17 protein-coding genes and 2 tRNA genes are annotated in these 22061 nt (G+C 69.4%); 12 read left to right on the top strand and 7 right to left on the bottom strand.

From position 1 onward, the window contains the following. Nucleotides 1-51: 51 nt before the first annotated feature. From ACSU1G_RS23400 to ACSU1G_RS23375, 6 genes are all read right to left on the bottom strand, one after another. Nucleotides 52-1794 (bottom strand): ABC transporter substrate-binding protein, encoded by a 1743-nt coding sequence (locus ACSU1G_RS23400; protein ID WP_439282423.1) that lies wholly within the window; start codon nucleotides 1792-1794, stop codon nucleotides 52-54. Nucleotides 1795-1852: 58 nt separating this feature from the next. Next, nucleotides 1853-1937, bottom strand: a tRNA-Leu gene (locus ACSU1G_RS23395). Nucleotides 1938-2015: 78 nt separating this feature from the next. Further along, nucleotides 2016-2492, bottom strand: coding sequence for a thioredoxin-dependent thiol peroxidase (bcp, locus tag ACSU1G_RS23390; protein WP_439282422.1), 477 nt, complete (start codon nucleotides 2490-2492; stop codon nucleotides 2016-2018). Between the two features lie 66 nt (nucleotides 2493-2558). After that, complete coding sequence (locus tag ACSU1G_RS23385) at nucleotides 2559-4289, bottom strand: peptidoglycan DD-metalloendopeptidase family protein (protein WP_439282421.1); 1731 nt, start codon at nucleotides 4287-4289, stop codon at nucleotides 2559-2561. 214 nt (nucleotides 4290-4503) lie between these two features. Further along, a tRNA-Lys gene (locus tag ACSU1G_RS23380) sits at nucleotides 4504-4578 on the bottom strand. Nucleotides 4579-4658: 80 nt separating this feature from the next. Continuing rightward, nucleotides 4659-5126 (bottom strand): hypothetical protein, encoded by a 468-nt coding sequence (locus ACSU1G_RS23375; protein WP_439282420.1) that lies wholly within the window; start codon nucleotides 5124-5126, stop codon nucleotides 4659-4661. 148 nt (nucleotides 5127-5274) lie between these two features. On the opposite strand from ACSU1G_RS23375, the gene ilvD reads away from it, so the two are divergent. The 10 genes from ilvD (at nucleotide 5275) to ACSU1G_RS23325 (ending at nucleotide 18515) form a co-directional block, all read left to right on the top strand. Beyond that, nucleotides 5275-7023, top strand: a complete 1749-nt coding sequence (gene ilvD / locus ACSU1G_RS23370) for a dihydroxy-acid dehydratase (RefSeq protein WP_439282419.1) — start codon at nucleotides 5275-5277, stop codon at nucleotides 7021-7023. A gap of 393 nt (nucleotides 7024-7416) precedes the next feature. After that, nucleotides 7417-9255, top strand: coding sequence for an acetolactate synthase large subunit (locus ACSU1G_RS23365; RefSeq protein WP_439282664.1), 1839 nt, complete (start codon nucleotides 7417-7419; stop codon nucleotides 9253-9255). Between the two features lies 1 nt (nucleotide 9256). Next, nucleotides 9257-9769, top strand: a complete 513-nt coding sequence (ilvN, locus tag ACSU1G_RS23360; RefSeq protein ID WP_439282418.1) for an acetolactate synthase small subunit — start codon at nucleotides 9257-9259, stop codon at nucleotides 9767-9769. Nucleotides 9770-9823: 54 nt separating this feature from the next. Next, a complete protein-coding gene (ilvC, locus tag ACSU1G_RS23355; protein ID WP_439282417.1) occupies nucleotides 9824-10855 on the top strand; it encodes a ketol-acid reductoisomerase in 1032 nt (343 codons plus the stop codon). 203 nt (nucleotides 10856-11058) lie between these two features. Further along, nucleotides 11059-12657 carry a phosphoglycerate dehydrogenase gene (gene serA / locus ACSU1G_RS23350; protein WP_439282416.1) on the top strand — a complete coding sequence of 533 codons (1599 nt, stop codon included), beginning with the start codon at nucleotides 11059-11061 and terminating at the stop codon, nucleotides 12655-12657. 82 nt (nucleotides 12658-12739) lie between these two features. Then, nucleotides 12740-13549, top strand: coding sequence for a hypothetical protein (locus ACSU1G_RS23345; protein WP_439282415.1), 810 nt, complete (start codon nucleotides 12740-12742; stop codon nucleotides 13547-13549). Between the two features lie 9 nt (nucleotides 13550-13558). Continuing rightward, the gene (gene metG / locus ACSU1G_RS23340) at nucleotides 13559-15205 is read left to right on the top strand and encodes a methionine--tRNA ligase (protein WP_439282414.1); all 1647 of its coding nucleotides are present in this window, start codon (nucleotides 13559-13561) and stop codon (nucleotides 15203-15205) included. 126 nt (nucleotides 15206-15331) lie between these two features. Next, complete coding sequence (locus tag ACSU1G_RS23335; RefSeq protein WP_439282413.1) at nucleotides 15332-16441, top strand: 3-isopropylmalate dehydrogenase; 1110 nt, start codon at nucleotides 15332-15334, stop codon at nucleotides 16439-16441. Nucleotides 16442-16566: 125 nt separating this feature from the next. Further along, the gene (locus ACSU1G_RS23330; RefSeq protein WP_439282663.1) at nucleotides 16567-17676 is read left to right on the top strand and encodes a branched-chain amino acid aminotransferase; all 1110 of its coding nucleotides are present in this window, start codon (nucleotides 16567-16569) and stop codon (nucleotides 17674-17676) included. A 44-nt stretch (nucleotides 17677-17720) separates the two neighbouring features. Continuing rightward, the gene (locus ACSU1G_RS23325; RefSeq protein ID WP_439282412.1) at nucleotides 17721-18515 is read left to right on the top strand and encodes a fumarylacetoacetate hydrolase family protein; all 795 of its coding nucleotides are present in this window, start codon (nucleotides 17721-17723) and stop codon (nucleotides 18513-18515) included. 10 nt (nucleotides 18516-18525) lie between these two features. Here the strand turns inward: ACSU1G_RS23325 and ACSU1G_RS23320 are convergent, their stop codons facing one another. After that, complete coding sequence (locus ACSU1G_RS23320; protein ID WP_439282411.1) at nucleotides 18526-19305, bottom strand: hypothetical protein; 780 nt, start codon at nucleotides 19303-19305, stop codon at nucleotides 18526-18528. Between the two features lie 304 nt (nucleotides 19306-19609). Between ACSU1G_RS23320 and ACSU1G_RS23315 the strand changes: the two genes are divergently transcribed. Beyond that, entirely contained in the window at nucleotides 19610-21850 is a 2241-nt protein-coding gene (locus tag ACSU1G_RS23315; protein WP_439282410.1) for a carbon starvation CstA family protein, read from the top strand. Then, on the top strand, nucleotides 21850-22056 hold the full coding sequence (locus ACSU1G_RS23310) for a YbdD/YjiX family protein (protein WP_439282409.1): 207 nt from the start codon (nucleotides 21850-21852) through the stop codon (nucleotides 22054-22056). The genes ACSU1G_RS23315 and ACSU1G_RS23310 overlap by 1 nt, the downstream gene beginning before the upstream one ends. Nucleotides 22057-22061: the final 5 nt, after the last annotated feature.

Below are 22061 nucleotides of genomic sequence, written 5' to 3'. Positions count from 1 at the left end.
GATTCTCTCCCGGAGTAACGGTTGGGGTGTGGGTGGCTTCATCCGACTTTACTACCGGCCCGAGCCCGGCTGATCCACGGGGACGATCCGGTCGAAGCGCTCGTCCAACACCGGTGAGGTCGGGTAGGAGACCAGATCGTGCCCGGCGGCCACGGCCGAGATCGGGTAGACCAGCGGCAGGGCCGGCAGGTCCAGGGCCACGGACTCCGCGGCTCGCCGGTAGAGGGTGGTCCGGGTCTCTGTGCTGGAGCTGGCGGCGGCCCGGTCGAGGGTCTCCACCACCAGGGGGTTGTCATAGCCGAACTCGACCGAGTGCGCACCGAAGAGGGGTTCCAGGAAGTGATGGGGATCACGGTATTCCCCGGTGCGTCCCAGGAGGTGGAAGGCGCGATCGGAGCCTGCGGGGATCCGCTCCAGGTAACCGTCCTCCCAGGCCACGGGCACCGGTTCCAGGACGAAGCCGACCCGCGCGAGGTCTTCGGCGATCCGCGCATAGATCGGTTCCGGGGACGGCAGGTAGGGGCGGGACGTCTGGACCGGGTAGAGGAAGGGCAACGGCTCGCCCCGGTATCCGGCCAGTTCCAGCAGGTCCCGGGCCTTCTCCCGGTCGTAGTCGTACGTGGTCAGCTCAGGGTTGGTCACGCCGAGGGACGGCGGGACGAACTCGTTTGCCCGGGCGGAGCCCACCAGGAAGTATTCCTCGGCGAGGGCCCTGCGGTCGATGGCATGGGCCGCTGCCCGGCGGACGTAGAGCTGACCCAGGAGGGGATGCCGCATGTTCATGCCCAGGTACAGCACCGAGAACGGATCTCGTTGGAGGACCTGCGCACCGCCCTGGACCAGGGGACGCAGGGTGGCCGGCGTGACGTAGTCGAAGGCGTCCAGACGGCCCCGGCGCAGCTCGCGGAGCCGCTGTCGGGCGCCGGAGATCACGGCCAGGTGCACGGGGCCGACGGGGGAGGGGCCGTGGCGGTAATCCGGCACCGCGTCCAGCACGATCGGGGGCGCCTCGCCCGGCCAGCCCGGCCCGTCCGGCCCATCCGGCGCGTCCTGAGCGTCGGCCTCGCCCCAGCGGAACGGCCCGGTGCCGGCGGGGCGTGCCGCTGGGAGGCTCTCCGGGCCGGTGGTGCCGAGGGACTGGTCGAAGTCCGCCCAGGAGTCGGGCGAGCTCAGCGCGAACGGCGGTGACGTGAGGGCCGCTGCGAGGAAGACGATCGGTTCGGACAGGACGAGGGAGACGGTCCGCTCGCCCACGGTCTGGCATTCCACATAGCGGCACTGCTCCTCGCCCGCGAAGCCGCCGAAGACCGAGGGGAACGCCAGTCGAGGCAGTCGGTCCAGCCGGTCCTGACCGAGGAGTTCCGGCAGGCGGGCCCACCTCTCGAAGTTGGCGGCCACCACCTCCGCGGTGAGGGGCGTGCCGTCATGGAAGACGACGTCCGGGGTGAGGGAGAAGGTGTAGCGCCGGCCGTCCTCGGAGGCCCTCCACTCGCTCGCCAGTTGGGGGATCGGGGCGCCGGTGTTGGGGTCGACACCCAGCAGGGTCTCCAGGACCTGGCGCGTGCTGCGGTGGGACTCGGCGTCCACGGTCAGGGCCGGGTCGAGGGATTGCGGCTGCGCCGGCACGCCGATGGTCAAGGGCACGGTGGCCGGGACCGGAGGTTCGGCGGACGAGACCGGCCCGCGGCCGGTGGCCGGTATCGACTCGCTGCGGATCTGGGCGGCGCAACCGGTCATCGGCAGGACGAACGCAGCCGCCAGGGAAGTGATGGCGGTGCGGCGTGAGATCTCCACGCGTCCGGGCCTCCCTGCAGCGGATCGGGAACGGATCTGGGGTTGAGCAGTGGACTGCTGGTGCGGGCGGGGGGACTTGAACCCCCACGTCCGGAGACACTGGAACCTAAATCCAGCGCGTCTGCCAATTCCGCCACGCCCGCAAGCCCCGCCAGGCGGGGACAACGGCCCATCCTACCCGGTGGCACCTGCGGTAGATGGCGGGGGCTGCGAGGCGCGGATCAGGCCAGGGAGAGGTCCCGGCGGAGCTTGGCCACGTGGCCGGTGGCCCGGACGTTGTACTGAGCCAACTCGACCGTGCCGTCGGGGCCGACCACCACGGTGGAGCGGATCAGCCCCTCGTAGGTGCGGCCGTAGTTCTTCTTCTCGCCCCAGGCGCCGTAGGCCTCGGCGACGGCGTGGTCCTCATCCGAGAGCAGGGGGAAGGTCAGGCCCTCCTGCTCGGCGAACGAGGCCAGCTTGGCGGGGGCGTCGGGCGAGATGCCCAGCACCGTGAAACCCTCGGCGGCGAAGGCGCTGAGGTTGTCTCGGAAGTCGCACGCCTGGGTGGTGCAGCCGGGCGTGGCGGCGGCGGGGTAGAAGTACACGATGACGCGCTGGCCGGAGTGGTCGGACAGGGAGACCGTGCCGCCGTCCTGATTCGTGAGGGTGAACGCGGGGGCGGTGTCGCCGGGGGCGAGTCGGTGCTGATCAGTCATGAGCACCACTGTAGGTCGTGGGGGAGGAGGTCAGGGAAGTCGAGGAGGCGCGGCCACGGAGGCTCATCAGTTCTCCGCCGAGTCCTTCAGCGCGGCCAGGAACTCCTCATCTGCGCACAGCGGCAGTGACTCCAACCAGGCGGCGCCGGGATCGACCTCGGTGAACCGCTCCTTCTCCACGAGGGCAGGATTCTCCGACTCGTCCAGTACCGCGATGATCTCTGCCAGGACCGTCTCGGCCGTGATGACCACCGACTCACCCTCGAGGTCTTCCGGATCCAGGGCGACGCACCAGCGCGCCGCCTCGTCCTCGGTCAGCGCCGGAGGAGGTGGCGGCGTGGGGGCCTCAGGGACCGGCGGCGCAGGCTTTGTGGGCGCAGGCTCTGTCGGTGCGGGGTCCGGGGTGGGAGCGGGCGTCGGTTCGGTGGGGTCCGGCTGCGTCGGAGTAGGTGTCGGCGTCGGCTCCGGAGTGGGCTCCGGGGTTGGGGTGGGCGTGGGCGGCGCGGACGGAGTGGGCGCCGGCGTGGTCGGGGGGACGGTCGGTGCCGGGGTCGGTTCAGGGGTCGACGGCGGCGCGGACGGTGTGGACGGGGGGCGGGCCGGTGCCGTGGGCCGGGTCGGGGGCTTGGCGGTTGGTTTCGCGGTCGGTTTAGCCGTCGGTTTCGCGGTCGGCCGGGTGGATGGCTGCTCGGTGGGTGTGGCCGGAGACCGGGGCGTGTCGGCCGGCGGCGAGGCGCTGGGGCGGTCCCGATGGCTGTTGCTGTTGCTGTTGCTGTTGCTGGGCGTCCGGGCCTCCTCCCGGGGGCCGGACGCCCGGATGGGCGGTGTAGCGGGGGTCTGTGCGGTGGGGGGCGTCGCGGTGCCACGTGCCCTCTGACGCAACCGCTGCAATTCCTCGGCGGTGAGCGCGGTCGGCTGGCCGGCCACGGCGGGCAGGACGAGGGCCGGGTCCAGTGACTGGCCGTCCACGGTGATGCCGAAGTGCACGTGGCAACCGGTGGAGTTGCCCGTGGTGCCGGCCAACGCGATCACGTCCCCCCGGGTCACCGTGTCTCCGGGGGTGACCAGCAGGGCGGAGTTGTGGTGATAGGCACTGGCCAGGCCCTCACCGTGGTCGATGTCCACCCGCAAACCGGAGGTCCCCCGATCGGCAGCGAAGCGCACGGTACCGTCAGCCGCCGCATGGACCGGCGTGCCGCAGGCCACCGGATAGTCCTGGCCGATGTGGAACTGTACGGCAGGGCCGTTCCGCGTGGGGTTGACCCGCCAGCCGAAGGGCGAGCTGAGGCTGATCGGACCGGACACCGGATGGTCCAGGACCACCCCGAGATCCGGAACGGAACCGCGGTAGACCGAGGCCGGCGCCTGGTCCGTGTTGCCGGTGAGCGAGCTGTTGCGCTCCTGCAGGGCCTGTTGCTGCGCGGCCGAGAGCACCACGAGTGAACCGGGGTACGCGCCGCGGACCGAGGCGAAGGTGGCCGTGACGGCCGGGGCGAGCGGACCGGCCGGGCCATCTCCGAATCCGCCGTCTCCGGTGCCGCCGGCTGAGGGGCCGAGCCCTCCGGACAGGAAGTCGGGCAACAGCGAGGACGACTCGCGCCGGGCCTCCAGTCCACCGCCGCCCAGGGGGCCATCGGCGCGCTCGGCGACGGCCGCCGTCGTGCCGTGGTGTTCTCCGGAGCCGCTGGACGGCGTGGCATCGGACGGCAGGGCCGAGGTGGGACCGATCCCCCCGGAGACGGCCGCCAGGACCAAGGCCGCAGCCGCCGCGCCTGCCGGCGCCCATCCATGCTTCACGATCCGCCGAACCTCCCACGCCAACCCACGACTGTTACCCCGATAGCGTGGCACGCTTTGGCCACGGGAGGTAGGCCTGAGGGTGAACAGAAGGTGCTTCGGGCGTGTCGGATCTCACACGTGGAGACCGGATGAGTGGATCCTTCGGGCTGACGGTGCGTTAAACCAGTAGGACCCCGGTACCGTGACCGGGGTCCTACTGGTTCTACTGCTGTGGTGCACCCCCCGGGACTCGAACCCGGAACCCATTGATTAAGAGTCAATTGCTCTGCCATTGAGCTAGAGGTGCTGGCGTGCTGCGCCGGTATTCCGGCCCGTGCAACGAGGGAAAACATTACCAGAGGAGTCCGGCGGAAGCGAAATCGGCGCCTACTCGTCGTAGTACGAGTCCAGGGTGTCCATGAAATGGGACATGAACTGGTGGAAGTCCTCCGCGTCGGACTCCTGCTCGAGCACGAGGGTGCCGTCGCCGTCCTGTCTCGGCGTGCCCACCAGGGCCCGCAGGTTCTCCGGCAGGGGCACGCGTGGCGAGCCGGCCACCTCGAACCAGGTCCGGAATCCGGTGACGGTCTCCACCTGGTAGCCGGTCCCGGTGTCCGCGAGGGTCGCCACGTTGTCCAAGGCGACCGTGGCGATCGAGGTGTCCTCGCGCAGCTCCGGCAGGGCCTCGAGGTCCACGGGGCACAGCAGCAGTTCCAGTGGCTGGCGCCGGTAGCCGATCGTCCAGGGGTTCCCGGCACCGGAGGGCTGGCCGTAGACCAGGTTGAAGTCCCCGTGGTTGAGGACCTGGGAGTCGAAGGCCCCGCGGAGCAGGTACTTGAGGTCGTCGCCATCCATGCCCACAGTCTACGGAGGTGCGACCCCGGCAGGCGGCAGGCGCCCGGGCGCGGCCGACATCGGCGCCCTGCCTGTCACCCTGCCTGTCACCTGTGCCGGATCGTCACGTGCGCCGGATCGGTGGGGTGGCGGTCCTAAGATGGAGGCCATGACCAGCCCCACCGCAGACACCACCCTCCCCGGGGGGCCCGGCGGCAACGACGCCTCCGCCCCGGACATCAAGCCCCGCTCCCGCGCGGTGACCGACGGAATGGAGCGCGCCCCCGCCCGCGGCATGCTCCGTGCGGTCGGCATGGGCGATGACGACTTCGCCAAGCCGCAGATCGGCATCGCCAGCTCGTGGAACGAGATCACCCCCTGCAACCTGTCCTTGGACCGCCTGGCGCAGGCGTCCAAGGAGGGCGTGCACGCCGGCGGTGGTTATCCGCTCGAGTTCGGCACCATCTCCGTGTCGGACGGCATCTCCATGGGCCATGACGGCATGCACTACTCGCTCGTCTCCCGGGAGGTCATCGCCGACTCCGTGGAGACCGTGATGCAGGCCGAGGCCCTGGACGGCTCCGTCCTGCTGGCCGGCTGTGACAAGTCCCTGCCGGGCATGCTGATGGCCGCCGCCCGTCTGGACGTGGCCAGCGTCTTCATATACGCCGGTTCCACCATGCCGGGCTACGCCACCCTGGAGGACGGCACGGAGAAGCAGGTCACCCTGATCGACGCCTTCGAGGCCGTGGGCGCCTGCGCCCGAGGCCTGATGAGCGAGAAGGACCTGGACACCATCGAACGGGCGATCTGCCCGGGCGAGGGCGCCTGCGGTGGGATGTACACCGCCAACACCATGGCCTGCATCGGTGAGGCACTCGGCATGTCCCTGCCCGGTTCCGCCGCCCCGCCCTCGGCTGACCGCCGCCGCGATGTCTTCTCCCGCCAGTCCGGTGAGGCCGTGGTGAACCTGCTGCGCCTGGGCATCACCTCGCGGGACATCCTGACGATGAAGGCCTTCGAGAACGCGATCGCCGTGACCATGGCCTTCGGCGGATCCTCCAACGCCGTGCTGCACCTGCTGGCGATCGCCCGCGAGGCCGGCGTGAACCTGACCCTGGACGACTTCAACCGCATCGGGGACAAGGTCCCGCACCTGGGTGACCTCAAGCCCTTCGGCCAGTACGTCATGACCGATGTGGACAAGGTGGGCGGCGTGCCCGTGGTCATGAAGGCCCTGCTGGACGCCGGCCTCATCCACGGCGACGCCCTGACCGTCACGGGAAAGACCGTGGCAGAGAACTTGGCGGACATCACCCCGCCGGACCTGGACGGCAAGGTCCTGCGTGCGCTGGACAACCCGCTGCACCACAACGGCGGCCTCGCGGTGCTCAAGGGGTCCCTGGCCCCGGAGGGTGCCGTGGTGAAGTCCGCCGGCTTCGACGCCGACGTCTTCGAGGGCACCGCCCGCGTCTTCGAGCGCGAGCGCCAGGCCATGGACGCCCTGGAAGCCGATGAGCTGAAGGCCGGCGATGTGGTGATCATCCGCTACGAGGGACCCAAGGGCGGCCCGGGCATGCGCGAGATGCTCGCCATCACCGGCGCCATCAAGGGCGCCGGCCTCGGCAAGGACGTCCTGCTGCTCACCGACGGCCGCTTCTCGGGTGGCACCACCGGCCTGTGCATCGGTCACGTGGCCCCCGAGGCGTCCGACGGCGGCCCCATCGCCTTCGTGCGCGACGGAGACCGGATCCGGGTGGACATCGCGGCCCGCACCCTGGACCTGCTGGTGCCCGAGGACGAGCTCGCCTCCCGCCGTGACGGCTGGGAGCCGGTCCCGCCGAAGTTCACCACGGGCGTGCTGGGCAAGTACGCCAAGCTCGTGCACTCGGCCGCAGAGGGCGCCTACCTCGGCTGATTGTCCACGGACCGGACAGCCGTCTCACGATGCGAGACGGCTGTCCGGTAGATTGACACCATCAGCACCACCTCGGGGATACTGGACCCATGTCCAACACACGACGAGTCGTCGTTATCCAGCGCCTGGCCTGAACCACGGTTCGGAAAGGGCGGGTTCGCCCGCTGCCAGGCGCGAGACCCCGAGTAGGCCGACCGGCCGCCGTCGGGGTTTTTTTGTTGGGGAAGCGGAACGGAGCCGGCCACCATATCGGCTCCACGAGTTTCCCCGCCGTGAGGCGGGCGGACCCGGGGGACACCCGGGCCGGCACCCAAGGCGCACCAGTCGCCATCGGACAAGCAGTGACGAAGAGGCACAGCAATGAGTAACGGATCCCGCATCACCCCGTCGGTGATGCCATCCCATGCAGCCCGTGACAAGCGGGACAAGAACGAGTCGACGCCAGACCGCCTGGTCCCGGGGTCGAACCGCGTGATCGGGCCGATCCAGATGACCGGTTCACAGGCGATCGTGCGGGCCCTGGAGGAGCTGGGCGTCACGGATGTCTTCGGGCTTCCCGGCGGGGCGATCCTGCCGACGTACGACCCGTTGATGGACTCCACCGTCATCCGCCACATCCTCGTGCGGCACGAGCAGGGGGCGGGCCACGCGGCGCAGGGCTACTACCTGGCCTCCGGCCGACCCGGCGTGGCCATCGCGACCTCGGGCCCCGGCGCCACCAACCTGGTCACCGCGATCGCGGATGCGCACATGGACTCCCAGGCCTGCGTGTTCATCACGGGGCAGGTGGCCTCCAGTGCGATCGGCACCGACGCCTTCCAGGAGGCGGACATCGTGGGCATCACCATGCCGATCACCAAGCACTCACGGCTGATCACCCGCGCCCAGGACATCCCGCAGGCCCTGGCCGAGGCCTTCCACATCGCCACCACGGGCCGTCCCGGTCCCGTGCTGATCGACGTGGCCAAGGACGCCCAGCAGGGGTCGATGGAGTTCTCCTGGCCGCCGAAGATCGACCTTCCCGGTTACCGCCCCGTGCTGCGCGGCCATTCCAAGCAGGTGCGCGAGGCCGCACGGATGATCCAGCAGGCCGAACGGCCGGTGCTCTACGTGGGTGGCGGCGTGTCCCGCGGCCACGCCAGCGTGGAGCTGCGGGCCCTGGCCGAGCTGACCGGCGCGCCGGTCGTCACCACACTGACGGCCCGCGGCGTCTTCCCCGACTCCCATGACCAGCACCTGGGCATGCCGGGGATGCACGGCTCCGTGGCCGCCGTGTCCGCGTTGCAGATGTCCGACCTGCTGATCACCCTCGGCGCCCGTTTCGACGACCGCGTCACGGGCCAGCTGTCCAGCTTCGCCCCCAAGGCCAAGGTCATCCACGCCGACATCGATCCGGCGGAGATCTCCAAGAACCGCACGGCGGATGTGCCGATCGTCGGCTCGGTCAAGGAGATCATCCCCGAGCTGGCCGATGCCGTGCGGGACCTCCACGGGGAATCCGGGACTCCGGACCTCTCCGAGTGGTGGAAGGTGCTGCGCCGCCTGAGGGAGACCTACCCGATGGGGTACACGCCACCCGAGGACGGGCTGATGAGCCCGCAGAAGGTCATCGAGCGGCTCTCGGCGCATTCCGGGCCGGAGGCCGTCTATGTGGCCGGCGTGGGACAGCACCAGATGTGGGCGAGCCAGTTCGTGCAGTACGAACGCCCGCACCAGTGGCTGAACTCGGCGGGGCTCGGGACCATGGGCTTCTCCGTCCCGGCCGCCATGGGCGCCCAGGTCGGCAACCCGGACCGCGTGGTCTGGGCGATCGACGGCGACGGCTGCTTCCAGATGACCAACCAGGAGCTGGCGACCTGCCTGATCAACAAGATCCCGATCAAGGTCGCGATCATCAACAACTCCTCGCTGGGCATGGTCCGGCAGTGGCAGACCCTGTTCTACGAGTCCCGGTACTCCAACACTGACCTGAACACCGGCCATGACACCATCCGGGTGCCCGATTTCGTCAAGCTCGCGGAGGCCTACGGCTGCGTCGGCCTGCGCTGCGAGAGGGAAGAGGACCTGGACGCCACGATCGAGCAGGCCCTGGCGGTCAACGACCGCCCCGTGGTCATCGACTTCGTGGTCTCCCGGGACTCCATGGTGTGGCCGATGGTCCCCTCGGGCGTGTCCAACAGTGAGATCCAAGTGGCCAAGGACATGACCCCTGACTGGGACGAGGAGGACTGACATGGCAAGGCATACGCTGTCCGTTTTGGTGGAGGATGTGCCGGGCGTGCTGACGCGCGTCGCCAGCCTCTTCGCCCGCCGCGCCTTCAACATCCACTCCCTGGCGGTGGGCACCTCGGAACTCGAGGGACTGTCCCGCATGACGGTGGTGGTGGATGCCGAGGGCGACCTGCTGGAGCAGGTCACCAAGCAGTTGAACAAGCTGGTCAACGTCATCAAGGTGGTCGAACTGGCCGCCGACGCCTCGGTCCAGCGCGACCACCTACTGGTCAAGGTCCGCTCCGACGCCGCGTCCCGGTCCCAGGTGGTCCAGGCCGTCGAGCTCTTCCGCGCCTCCGTGGTGGACGTCTCCACGGACTCGGTCACCATCGAGGCGACCGGGGCCGCCGACAAGCTCTCCGCCCTGCTCGAGGTCCTGGAGCCCTTCGGGATCCGTGAACTCGTGCGCTCCGGCACCATCGCCGTGGGGCGCGGGGGCAAGTCGATGACCGACAGGGCTCTGCCCAAAAACTGATACCAACCCCTCAACCCGACCAAGCAAGCCGATCAAACATCAAGGAGAACTCCTGTGTCGACCACCAAGTACTACGAAGACGACGCCGACCTGTCGATCATCCAGGGCCGCACCGTCGCCGTCATCGGCTATGGCTCACAGGGCCACGCGCACTCACTGAGCCTGCGTGATTCCGGCGTCGACGTCCGCATCGGGCTCGCCGAGGGCTCGAAGTCCCGCGCCAAGGCCGAGGCTGAGGGCCTGCGCGTCGTCACCGTGGCCGAGGCCGCGGCCGAGGCCGACCTGATCATGATCCTCACCCCGGACCAGGTCCAGGGCGCGGTCTACAACGAGCACATCGCCCCGAACCTGCAGGACGGCGACGCCCTGTTCTTCGCCCACGGCTTCAACATCCGCTACGGCTACATCCAGCCGCCGGCCGGTGTGGACGTCGCCCTGGTGGCCCCGAAGGGGCCGGGCCACGTGGTCCGCCGCGAGTTCGAGGCCGGCCGCGGCGTGCCGGCACTGATCGCCGTGGAGCAGGACGCCACCGGCAAGGCCCAGGCCCTGGCGCTGTCCTACGCGAAGGGCATCGGCGGCACCCGCGCCGGCGTCATCGGGACCACCTTCACCGAGGAGACCGAGTCGGACCTCTTCGGTGAGCAGGCCGTGCTCTGCGGCGGCGCCTCGCAGCTGGTCCAGTACGGCTTCGAGACCCTGACCGAGGCCGGCTACCAGCCGGAGATCGCCTACTTCGAGGTGCTGCACGAGCTCAAGCTGATCGTGGACCTGATGGTCGAGGGCGGCATCGCCAAGCAGCGCTGGTCCGTCTCGGACACCGCCGAGTACGGCGACTACGTCTCCGGCCCGCGCGTGATCGACCCCTCCGTCAAGGAGAACATGAAGGCCGTGCTGGCCGACATCCAGGACGGCACCTTCGCCAAGCGCTTCATGGACGACCAGGCCGCCGGCGGTCCGGAGTTCAAGAAGCTGCGTGCTGCGGGCGAGGCTCACCCGATCGAGAAGACCGGCCGCGAACTGCGCCAGATGTTCTCCTGGCTCAAGGACTCCGACGACGACTACACCGAGGGCACCGCGGCCCGCTGAGCCGGCTGGTCCCGCCTTCTGACGGAACCACGGTTCCCGACGCCGGCCCCTCGTCTACCTGCCTTCCCTGCGGTAGGCGAGGGGCCGGCGTCGTTCCTCCTCGTGGCCAACCCCTAGAATCGACAAGGCCGACCCGGGCCAGCGCGCCCGGTCCGCCGGCCCACACACCTCCCCACCCCAGTCCCAACGAAAGCGAATGATCCGTGTCTGAGACCAAGCCCGTCGTCCTCATTGCTGAAGAACTCTCCCCGGCCACGGTGGACGCGCTGGGTCCCGACTTCGAGATCAGGACCACGGACGGTGCGGACCGCGCCCAGCTGCTGGCCGCGCTGCCCGAGGCCAATGCCGTGCTGGTCCGCTCGGCCACGAAGATGGATGCCGAGGCCATCGCGGCCGCCCCGAACCTCAAGGTCATCGCCCGCGCCGGCGTGGGACTGGACAACGTGGACACCAAGGCCGCCACCCAGGCGGGCGTGATGGTCGTCAACGCCCCGACCTCCAACATCCTCTCCGCCGCGGAGCTCACCTGCGGCCACATCCTGGGCGTGGCCCGCAACATCGCCCCGGCCAACCGGGCGCTCAAGGACGGGGAGTGGAAGCGCTCCAAGTACTCGGGCGTGGAGCTGTACGAGAAGAAGCTCGGCATCATCGGGCTGGGCCGCATCGGTTCGCTGGTGGCCGAGCGCATGCGGTCCTTCGGCATGGAGATCCTGGCCTACGACCCCTACGTCACCTCCGCCCGCGCCCAGCAGATGGGCGCCCGGCTGCTCTCCCTGGACGAGCTGCTCACCGAGGCCGACTTCCTCACCATCCACATGCCCAAGACCCCGGAGACCATCGGGATGATCTCGGACGAGCAGTTCGCCCTCATGAAGGACACCGCCTTCGTGGTGAACGTGGCCCGTGGCGGACTGATCGACGAGGAGGCACTGGACCGCGCCCTGGGCGCCGGCATCATCGGCGGAGCGGCCATCGACGTGTTCACCTCCGAGCCGGCTGTGGGCCTGCCGTTCTTCGCCCACGACCACGCCGTGGTGACCCCTCACCTGGGGGCCTCCACCACCGAGGCCCAGGAGAAGGCCGGGGTGTCCGTGGCCAAGTCCGTGCGCCTGGCCCTGGCCGGCGAGCTGGTCCCGGACGCCGTCAACGTGGCCGGTGGCGTCATCCATGAGGACGTCCGCCCCGGCATCCCGCTGGTGGAGAAGCTCGGACGCCTCCTCACCGCCCTGTCCACGGGGGACTCCCTCACCGTGGTGGAGCTGGAGGTGGCCGGTGAGATCGCGGACAAGGACGTGAAGTCGCTGCAGCTGGCGGCGCTCAAGGGCGTGTTCACGGACGTGGTCTCGGACCAGGTCTCCTACGTCAACGCCCCGGTGCTGGCCGAACAGCGCGGCATCGAATCGCGGCTGACCACCACCTCCGAGTCCCCGGCCTACCGCAACACCATCACCGTCAAGGGCGCCACCTCCAACGGCACGCAGCTCTCGGTGGCCGGCACCCTGACCGGTCCCAAGCAGGTGCAGAAGGTGGTGGGGATCGACGGCTACGAGCTCGAGGTGCCGCTCACCGCGCACCTGCTGGTGTTCCGTTATGCCGACCGTCCGGGCGTCATCGGCACCATCGGCCGGGTCCTCGGGGAGGCCGGCGTGAACATCGCCGGCATGGACGTCTCCCGCCAGGTCGAGGGCGGCGAGGCCTTGGCCCTGCTGACCCTGGACGCCGCGCTGCCGGCCGGTGTGGCCGAGGACCTCGGTCAGAGGATCGGAGCCTCCAAGGCGGTCGGGATCGACCTCGAGGACTGAACGCGCCGTCCGGCCCTGATCCCGTGAGTCATGACGTGGCGCCTCTCATCAACCTCTCATCCACCTCTGCTGGACTACTGCGATGCGTGCTTCTGAGCAGGTGAGGCGGGATCGTGCCCCGGCTGTCCTGAGATCTGGGAACTGGTGGGGCCCCACCCTGTGGTCGCTCGTGGCCGTCAGCGTGGTCCTGGTGCTGCTCTCCGCCGCCGCCCCCCTGGTGCTCGGAGCAGGTCCCGTGGACCGTACCTCGCCGGTGCGGGTCTTCTTCGACGTGTCCGGGGAGCGCAATCTGCCCACGTGGTGGAACAGCGGGCTGCTGATGCTGGCCGGCGTCCTGAGCGCCGCCGTGGGGTTGCTGCGCCGCCGCGCCCGGGTGGACGGCCGGTCCGGGTGGCTGGCCTGGTGTGGCTTGGCGCTGCTGCTGGCTCTGATGTCCCTGGACGAGTACGCCGGAATCCATGAGCGCTTGGACGGACTCTGGCGCCTGGTGGTGGGGCAGAACCCCCTGCCGGCCTTCGGCTGGCTCATGCTGGGTGTCCCGGTGGCCCTGGGCGTGGTGGTCTTCCTGTGGCTGTGCGCCCGCGTGTTGCCCGCCCCCTCGACCACGCTGTATGTGCTGGGGATCGGGGTGTTCTTCCTCGGTGCCCTCGGCGCCGAGGTCCTCGTGGTGGCCGCGGGGATCCCGCTGGACTCCTGGGCCTACGTGGCCAGCTACCACGTGGAGGAATTGCTGGAGTTCACCGGTTCCGCGCTGTTGGTGGTGGCGCCGCTGTCAGCCGCGCGGCTGACATCCGTGGAACCGTCCCGGGAGGAAGGCGGAGCCGCTGGCCTGGAGCTGCGATGGCATGAGGGGCGCGGCCGCACGCGCCGTGGGCCCGCGGCGATGCGATAGATTCGACGGGTGACTTCTCCGGTGAACAACCCCCAGGACCAGGCCCCGATTCGGGAGTCGTACTACCTGACGACCGCCATCTCCTACCCGAACGGCGATCCGCACATCGGCCACGCCTACGAGTACGTGGGCACCGACGTGATGGCGCGCTTCCAGCGGCTGGACGGCAAGGATGTGTACTTCCTGACCGGCACGGACGAGCACGGTCAGAAGATGCAGCAGACGGCCGAACGTGAGGGGATCAGCCCTCTGGAGCTGGCCACGCGCAACGCCGCGCGGTTCAAGGCGGTGGACGACGAGGTGCTGGACATCTCCTACGACCGGTTCATCCGCACCACCGATGCGGACCACGCGGCCGCGGTCCAGGAGATCTGGCGGCGCATGGAGGCCGCGGGGGACATCTACCTGGACACCTACGCCGGGTGGTATTCGGTCCGCGACGAGCGGTTCTTCACCCAGGACGAGACCGAGGTGCGCGAAGACGGTCAGCGCTACGCCGCGGAGACCGGGACCGAGGTCACCTGGACCGAGGAGGAGAGCTACTTCTTCCGTCTCTCGAAGTACCAGGAGCCGCTGCTGGAGCTGTATCGCTCACGGCCGGACTTCGCGGCGCCGCAGTACCGCTTCAACGAGGTCATCCGCTTCGTGGAATCCGGGCTGGGTGACCTGTCCATCTCCCGGACCTCCTTCGACTGGGGCATCAGCGTCCCGGCGCCGGCCGATGCCTCCGGCCAGCGGCCCACGCAGGACCATGTCACGTACGTCTGGGTGGACGCCCTGACGAACTACCTGACCGGGGCGGGCTTCCCGGACGAGGAGTCCGAGCAGTTCCGGCGGTGGCCGGCCGACCTGCACGTCATCGGCAAGGACATCTCCCGCTTCCACTGCATCTTCTGGCCCGCGTTCCTGATGAGCGCCGGGATCGAGTTGCCGCGGCGCGTCATGATCCACGGCTTCCTCAACAACAACGGCGAGAAGATGTCCAAGTCGCTGGGCAACGTGGTGGGGCCGGCCGAGTGGGTCCAGCGTTACGGACTGGACGCCGTCCGGTACTTCCTGCTGCGGGAGTTCCCCTTCGGGGCGGACGGCTCCTACAGCCACGACGCGGTCGTCGGGCGGAAGAACGCGGATCTGGCGAACAACCTGGGCAACCTGGCCCAGCGGTCCCTGTCCATGGTGGCCAAGAACCTGGGCGGGATCCTGCCGGAGCCCGGGGAGTTCACGGACGCCGACCGCGCCCTGCTCGAGTCGGTCTCCGCACTGCTGGCCGGTGCCCGTGCCGACTACGCCGTGCAGGACTACCACCACGCGCTCGAGACCACGTGGTCCGTGCTGGGGGACGCCAACGCCTACTTCGCCGAGCAGCAGCCGTGGGTGCTGCGCAAGACGGACCCGGCCCGCATGGCCACCGTGCTGTACGTGACGCTGGAGTCGGTCCGGCGGGTGGCGCTGCTGGTCCAGCCCGTCATGCCAGGCTCGGCCACCCAGCTGCTGGACCTGCTGGGCGTCGAGGACTCCGGCGACGCCGGCCGCTCCGGTTCCTCAGGGACCGGCGCGCGATCCTTCGCGGCCTGGGACGCGGCCCTGGTGCCGGGTACCGCCCTGCCCGCGCCGACCCCGGTCTTCCCCCGCCACGAGGAGCCGGACGCGGGCTGACCCGCGGTTCCCGGATCCCGTCCTCCTGTTGGAATCCGTCCTCCTGTCCTGGGGCCTGATGTCCATCATGTGGACGCGACGACCACATGATGGACGTTCGACCGTGCTCGTCCATAGTCTGTAGCCATGGACAACGTCACCTCAGCACCCGCCCCCTCCGCCCCCTCCGCCTCGAGCACGCTGGACCTGGCCGTGATCGGCGGGGACGGGATCGGTCCGGAGGTCACCGCCGAGGCGCTCAAGGTCATGCGGGCGGCCACGGTGGCAGCGGGCGACGCCGAGATCCACGCCACGGAGTACTCCCTCGGCGCCGCACACTGGCTCGAGACGGGGGAGACCCTGACCGATGAGACCCTGGAGCAGCTGCGTGGCCATGACGCGATCCTCTTCGGCGCGGTCGGCGCCGCCCCGAACGACACCCGCATCCCGTCCGGCCTGATCGAGCGCGACCTGCTGTTGAAGCTGCGGTTCTCCCTGGACCATGGCGTCAACCTGCGCCCCTCCCGGCTCTACCCCGGAGTGGTGAGCCCGCTGGCCCACCCCGGGGACATCGACTTCGTGGTGGTGCGCGAGGGCACCGAAGGCCCCTACGTGGGCAACGGCGGGGCCATCCGCACCGGCACCCCGCAGGAGATCGCCACCGAGGTCTCGATCAACACCGCCTTCGGCGTGGAACGGGTCGTGCGCCATGCCTTCGCCCTGGCCGCCGAGCGCCCCCGCCACCACGTGAGCCTGGTGCACAAGCACAACGTCCTGATCCATGCCGGCCACCTGTGGCGCCGGACCGTGGAGGCCGTGGCGGCCGAGTACCCGCAGGTCACCCACGACTACATGCACGTGGACGCGGCCACGATCTACCTGACCACAGATCCTGCACGCTTCGACGTGATCGTCACCGACAACCTCTTCGGGGACATCCTCACGGACCTGGCGGCGGCCGTCAGCGGCGGAATCGGCCTGGCCGCCTCCGGCAACCTGAACATCTCCGGGACCGGGCCCTCCATGTTCGAACCGGTCCACGGCTCCGCCCCGGACATCGCCGGTCAGCAGAAGGCGGATCCCACGGCAGCCATCCTCTCCGCCGTCCTGCTGCTCGAGCAGGCCGGCCGCACCGAGGCGGCCCGGCGCATCAACGAGGCGGTGTGGGCTGATCTGGCGGCACGCGCCGACTCGGGCGGCCAGGCCGCGCCCCGGTCCACCGCGCAGATCGGTGACGCCATCTCCGCGCGCCTGTAGGGACGCCCGCCGGTGGAGAAACCCGCTGGTGGGGAAGCGGGCCGGTGGAGAAGCCCGGGCTGGAAGGACCGCACCGTGTCGGGTTCTATGATGGATGGACTCGAGAGAAGGAAGATGCCGTGACCATGGAGTTCACCCGCCACCCCCATCCGACGCCTGTGTCCGAGGACCGGCGTCGCGAGATCCTGGTCGATCCCGGTTTCGGGCAGCATTTCACGGATCACATGGTCTCCATCGACTGGACCCGCCCCGACGCGGAGGCCGACGCCTCCGGCACCGGTGGTGCGTGGCGCGATGCGCGGATCGAGCCCTTCGGCCCGCTGTCCCTCTCACCTGCCGCCGCCGTGTTCCACTACGCGCAGGAGATCTTCGAGGGACTCAAGGCCTACCGCCATGAGGACGGCAGCGTGTGGACGTTCCGCCCGCAGGCCAACGCGGCGCGGCTGAACCGCTCCGCGCGTCGTATCGCCCTGCCCGAGCTGCCGGAGGAGGACTTCCTCGAGGCGTTGCGGCTCCTCGTGGCCACGGACGCGTCCTGGGTGCCCGAGGGCGAGGGGCAGTCGCTCTACCTGCGCCCGTTCATGATCGCCACGGAGGAGTTCCTCGGGGTGCGGCCCTCCAACGAGGTCGCCTTCAAGGTCATCGCGTCCCCGGCCGGAAACTACTTCGGTGGCGAGCTGAAGCCCGTGTCCATCTGGGTCTCCCGCGAGCTGGCGCGTGCCGGGCACGGTGGGACCGGTGCCGCGAAGTTCGGCGGCAACTACGCCGCCTCCCTGGCCGCCCAGCTCGAGGCCACCGCCCACGGCTGCGACCAGGTGCTGTTCCTCGACCCCACCCGCGAGAACGCGGTGGAGGAGCTCGGCGGGATGAACATCTTCTTCGTCTTCGCCGACGGCACCCTGGTCACCCCGGAGCTCACCGGCACCATCCTCGAGGGGATCACGCGGTCCTCCGTGATCCAGCTCGGAAGGGACCGCGGGCTGGACGTGGTGGAGCGCACCGTCACGCTGGACGAATGGCGCGAGGGCGTCTCCAACGGGCAGATCAGCGAGGTCTTCGCCTGCGGCACGGCCGCCGTCATCACCCCGATCGGGACCCTGGTGGACGGCGAGGACTCCTTCGCCTCGCCGGAGTTCGACGAGACCAGCGTGGCCATGGACATCCGTGATGAACTGCTCGGGATCCAGACCGGGCACTCCGAGGACCGCCACGGCTGGCTGTACCGGCTGGCCTGAGCCAGCGGTCCTCACCACCGTATGCGCTGGCTTAGGCTGGTTCCATGCGCATTGCCCGATTCGTCGTCGACGCCGAACCCCAGTACGGACTCATCGAAGGAGAGCCGGACGCACCTGAGCAGGACCTGGAGGTCGTGGTCCTGCACGGTGATCCGTTCTTCCAGGGGATCCAGCCCACCGCCACCCGGCACCGCCTGGCTGACGTGCGCCTCGTGGCGCCGATCATCCCGCGGTCCAAGATCGTGGGGATCGGCCGCAACTGGGCAGACCATGCCTCCGAACTGGGCCATCAGGTCCCGGACAGCCCCCAGTTCTTCCTCAAGCCCAACACCTCCGTGGTGGGCCCGGGCGAGCCGGTGACCCTGCCGCCCTGGTCCGAGGAGGTGTCGTACGAGGCCGAGCTGGCCGTGGTCATCGGGACCATCTGCAAGGACGTCCCCGCGGAGCGGGTGGATGATGTGGTCTTCGGCTACACCGTGGGCAACGACCTCACGGCCCGGGATGCCCAGAAGGCGGACCTGCAGTGGGCCCGCGCCAAGGGCTTTGACGGGTCCTGCCCCCTGGGCCCGTGGATCGAGACCGGGCTCAAGAGCGCGGACACCGAGGACCTGGGCATCCGGATGACGCTGGACGGCGCCCTCGTCCAGGACGGCCGCACCTCGGACATGGTCTTCGGCGTGCGCGAGATCGTCTCGGCGGTGTCCCAGGCCTTCACGCTGCTGCCCGGTGACGTCATCCTCACGGGGACGCCGGCCGGCGTCGGGCGGGTGGAGGCCGGCCAGCGCACGGAGGCGACCGTCGAGGGCATCGGTTCCCTGACGACCCTCTACCGGCGCTGACCGGACCGGGTCAGAACCGGCGGCACTGGTCCTCCTTGGAGCCGTGCACCACGTTGGACCAGCCGCGCGGGAGCCGGTTCTCCTTGCACTGTAGGTTGCCGCGGATCGTATTGCCCGTGATCTCCTGCCAGCCGGCGCGGTTCTTGAACACCTGGGTGTCCCCGCCGACCTGATTGCGGTACATGGCCAGGTAGCTGCCCTCCTCGTGCTGGACATCGCCGTTCACCGTGGTCCGCTCGACGCGGGTGTTGGTGTACTTGGCCTGGACGTCGCCGTAGACGCGGGAGGTCAGCACGTGCAACCCCTCGCGGGTCCTCTCGGCCTGGACATTGCCGAAGACCCGGCCGGACTGGAAGCGCGCGAACCCGGCGTTTTTGACCTGGAGGTCTCCGTCGATGGTGGACTGGAACACCGAGATCAGCGCCGGTGAGGACTCGCCCTGCACGTTGCCGCCCACCGAGCCGTGCCGGAACCGCAGGGTGGAGCCGGACTCCAGCGTGATGTTGCCGTTGACGCGCACGGCGGTCATGTCGCAGGTCCGTCCGCGGGGGACGGTGACGTTGTCCCGGATCACGGTGTCCTTCAGGACGCCCGCACAGGATCGGTCGGCGTGGGCGGGTTCAGCCGTGGCACCGGCGGCAGTCCAGAAGGAACCGGCGGCCAGCAGGACCGCCACGGCCAGGCCCCAGACCCGACGGCGGCGGGCCGGCCGGACTGCAGGGCTCGCTCCGGCGGCGTCCGGGTGCAGGGAAGGCTGTGGGGAAGACTGGGAGGATGCGGTGATGTACATGGAAGGTTCCTCTTCTGCGGGGAGCCGGTCTGTCCAGCTCATGGACCCCATTGAGCCATCGGAGGATGAGACCTCGGTGAGACCCCGGTGAGACCTCCGTGAGATCGGGGTGGGAACGAGGTGAGATCGCGGGGGACCACCGTGACGCGGGGCGAGGCTGCTGGCGCACCGCATCTTGACCCGTCGAGGCCTGATGGCGAAGATATACAGGCGTCACGTGAACCACAGGGATCACTGGAACAACTCTGACCACGCCTGTCACATCTAACGCATTTGTCACATCTGTCACCGAGGGGATCCGACGATGAGCCATACCAATCCGTCCGGCACCGAGAGGGTGGCTGATCTGCCACCGGTCCACGTGGAGTCCGCACCGCGGTGGACGCCGCTGAAGATCGCGCTCTGGGCGGGCATCGCCCTGCTGGGCGGCGTGGCCTGGGTGATGCTGGCCATCGTCCGCGGTGAGACCGTCAATGCGATCTGGTTCGTCTTCGCCGCGGTCTGCACCTATCTGGTCTTCTACCGCTTCTATTCGAAGTTCGTGGAGCGCAAGATCGTCCGGCCGGATGACCGTCGGGCCACCCCTGCCGAGTACAAGGCCGATGGCAAGGACTACGTCGCCACGGACCGCCGGGTGCTCTTCGGGCATCACTTCGCCGCCATCGCCGGTGCCGGTCCGCTCGTGGGGCCCGTGCTGGCCGCGCAGATGGGATACCTGCCCGGCACGATCTGGATCATCGTCGGGGTGGTGCTGGCCGGTGCGGTGCAGGACTACCTGGTGCTGTTCTTCTCCACCCGCCGGGGTGGACGCTCCCTGGGTCAGATGGCCCGGGACGAGCTGGGCCGGGTGGGTGGCTATGCCGCCATCGTGGCGACACTGCTGATCATGGTCATCATCACCGCCATCCTGGCCCTCGTGGTGGTCAATGCCCTGGGCGAGAGCCCCTGGGGCGTGTTCTCGGTGGGCATGACCATCCCCATCGCCCTGTTCATGGGCGTCTACCTCCGTTTCCTGCGGCCGGGGCGGATCGCCGAGGTCTCCCTGATCGGCTTCGTGCTGCTGATGGCCGCCATCGTGGGTGGCGGCTGGGTGGCCGACACCGAGTGGGGCGCCATGTTCTTCACCCTGGACCGCACCACCATTGCCTGGGGCATCATCGTCTACGGGTTCATCGCGGCCGTGCTTCCCGTCTGGTTGCTGCTGGCCCCGCGCGACTACCTCTCCACCTTCATGAAGATCGGGGTCATCCTCCTGCTGGCGGTGGCGATCGTCATCGTCCAGCCCGCCATCGATGTCCCGGCGGTCAGTGAGTTCGCCTCACGGGATGACGGGCCGGTCTGGGGCGGTGCACTGTTCCCCTTCCTGTTCGTCACGATCGCCTGCGGTGCCCTGTCCGGGTTCCACGCACTGATCGCCTCCGGGACCACCCCGAAGATGATCGAGAAGGAGAAGCAGACCCGGTTCATCGGCTACGGCGGCATGCTGATGGAGTCCTTCGTGGCCGTCATGGCGCTGGTGGCGGCAGTGTCCATCGACCGGGGCATCTACTTCGCCATGAACGCCCCGGCCGCGATGACCTCCGGTTCCGTGGAGGGCGCCGTGGCCTGGGTGAACTCGCTGGGACTGGCCGGGGTGGACCTCACCCCGCAGATGCTGACCACGCTCGCCGAGCAGGTGGGCGAGGAGACCGTGGTCTCCCGGACGGGCGGGGCTCCGACCCTGGCTGTGGGCCTTGCCCTGATCATCGGCCAGTGGATCGGGGGCTCGGGCATGATGGGCTTCTGGTACCACTTCGCCATCATGTTCGAGGCACTGTTCATCCTCACCGCCGTGGACGCCGGCACCCGGGTGGCGCGGTTCATGCTGCAGGACTCCATCGGCAACGTGGTGCCCCGCTTCAAGGACACCGGCTGGCGGCTCGGGGCATGGCTGTGCACGGCCATCATGGTGGCCGGCTGGGGGGCCGTGCTGATCATGGGGGTGGGGGACCCCCGCGGCGGGATCAACACCCTGTTCCCGCTGTTCGGCATCGCCAACCAGCTGCTGGCCGCGATCGCCCTGGCCGTGGTGCTCACCATCGTGGCCCGCCGCCGGACCTTCGGGGCCCTGTGGGTCGTGGCCTTGCCGCTGGCCTTCATCACGGTGGTCACCACCGTGGGCTCGTTGCAGAAGATCTTCTCCCCGGCCACGGCCGTGGGCTACTGGGCGCAGCACGTCCAGTTCCGGGACGCCCTGGCGGCCGGGGAGACCTCCCTGGGGGCCGCACCGGACGTGGCCGCCATGGAGTCGATCATGCGCAACTCCTTTATCCAGACCTCGCTGTCCGTCATCTTCCTGGTGTTGACCCTGGTGGTGATCGCCACCTCGGTGACACGTACCCTCCAGGCGTTCCGTTCCACCGAGGTGGTCGACCATGCGGAGCCCGCCGTGCCCTCGCGGATCTTCGCCCCGGCCGGGCTGGTGGCCAGCCGGGAGGAGAAGGCGATCCAAGCGCAGTGGGACGCGCTGCCGGAGGACCGCCGCACCGTCCGGGGTGGCCACTGATGCGCCAGTCGATACCGGGGCGGCTGAGACGTGGCGGGGCCTCCCTGCTCTGGTTCCTCCGGGCGCTGCTGGGGGAGGACCGCTACCGTCAGTACGTGGAACACCAGTCCCGGGCCCACCCGGGACTGGTTCCCCTCAGTGAGCGGGACTTCTGGCGGATGATCTACCGGGAGCAGGACCTCAACCCCTCGGGACGCTGCTGCTGAGTTCC

The sequence above is a fragment of the Microbacterium sp. A93 genome, from assembly GCF_051842835.1.
The sequence above is the reverse complement of the archived record's forward strand: the minus strand, read 5'-3'. Positions and strand labels throughout refer to the sequence as shown.

Bases quoted from the DNA above. Each gene is read 5' to 3' on its own strand.
- bcp (WP_439282422.1), bottom strand. From the start codon at position 2,492: ATGACTGATCAGCACCGACTCGCCCCCGGCGACACCGCCCCCGCGTTC.
- ACSU1G_RS23375 (WP_439282420.1), bottom strand. From the start codon at position 5,126: ATGGATGGCGACGACCTCAAGTACCTGCTCCGCGGGGCCTTCGACTCC.
- ilvD (WP_439282419.1), top strand. From the start codon at position 5,275: ATGACCAGCCCCACCGCAGACACCACCCTCCCCGGGGGGCCCGGCGGC.
- ACSU1G_RS23365 (WP_439282664.1), top strand. From the start codon at position 7,417: ATGCCATCCCATGCAGCCCGTGACAAGCGGGACAAGAACGAGTCGACG.
- ilvN (WP_439282418.1), top strand. From the start codon at position 9,257: ATGGCAAGGCATACGCTGTCCGTTTTGGTGGAGGATGTGCCGGGCGTG.
- ACSU1G_RS23345 (WP_439282415.1), top strand. From the start codon at position 12,740: ATGCGTGCTTCTGAGCAGGTGAGGCGGGATCGTGCCCCGGCTGTCCTG.
- ACSU1G_RS23335 (WP_439282413.1), top strand. From the start codon at position 15,332: ATGGACAACGTCACCTCAGCACCCGCCCCCTCCGCCCCCTCCGCCTCG.
- ACSU1G_RS23330 (WP_439282663.1), top strand. From the start codon at position 16,567: ATGGAGTTCACCCGCCACCCCCATCCGACGCCTGTGTCCGAGGACCGG.
- ACSU1G_RS23325 (WP_439282412.1), top strand. From the start codon at position 17,721: ATGCGCATTGCCCGATTCGTCGTCGACGCCGAACCCCAGTACGGACTC.
- ACSU1G_RS23320 (WP_439282411.1), bottom strand. From the start codon at position 19,305: ATGTACATCACCGCATCCTCCCAGTCTTCCCCACAGCCTTCCCTGCAC.
- ACSU1G_RS23315 (WP_439282410.1), top strand. From the start codon at position 19,610: ATGAGCCATACCAATCCGTCCGGCACCGAGAGGGTGGCTGATCTGCCA.
- ACSU1G_RS23310 (WP_439282409.1), top strand. From the start codon at position 21,850: ATGCGCCAGTCGATACCGGGGCGGCTGAGACGTGGCGGGGCCTCCCTG.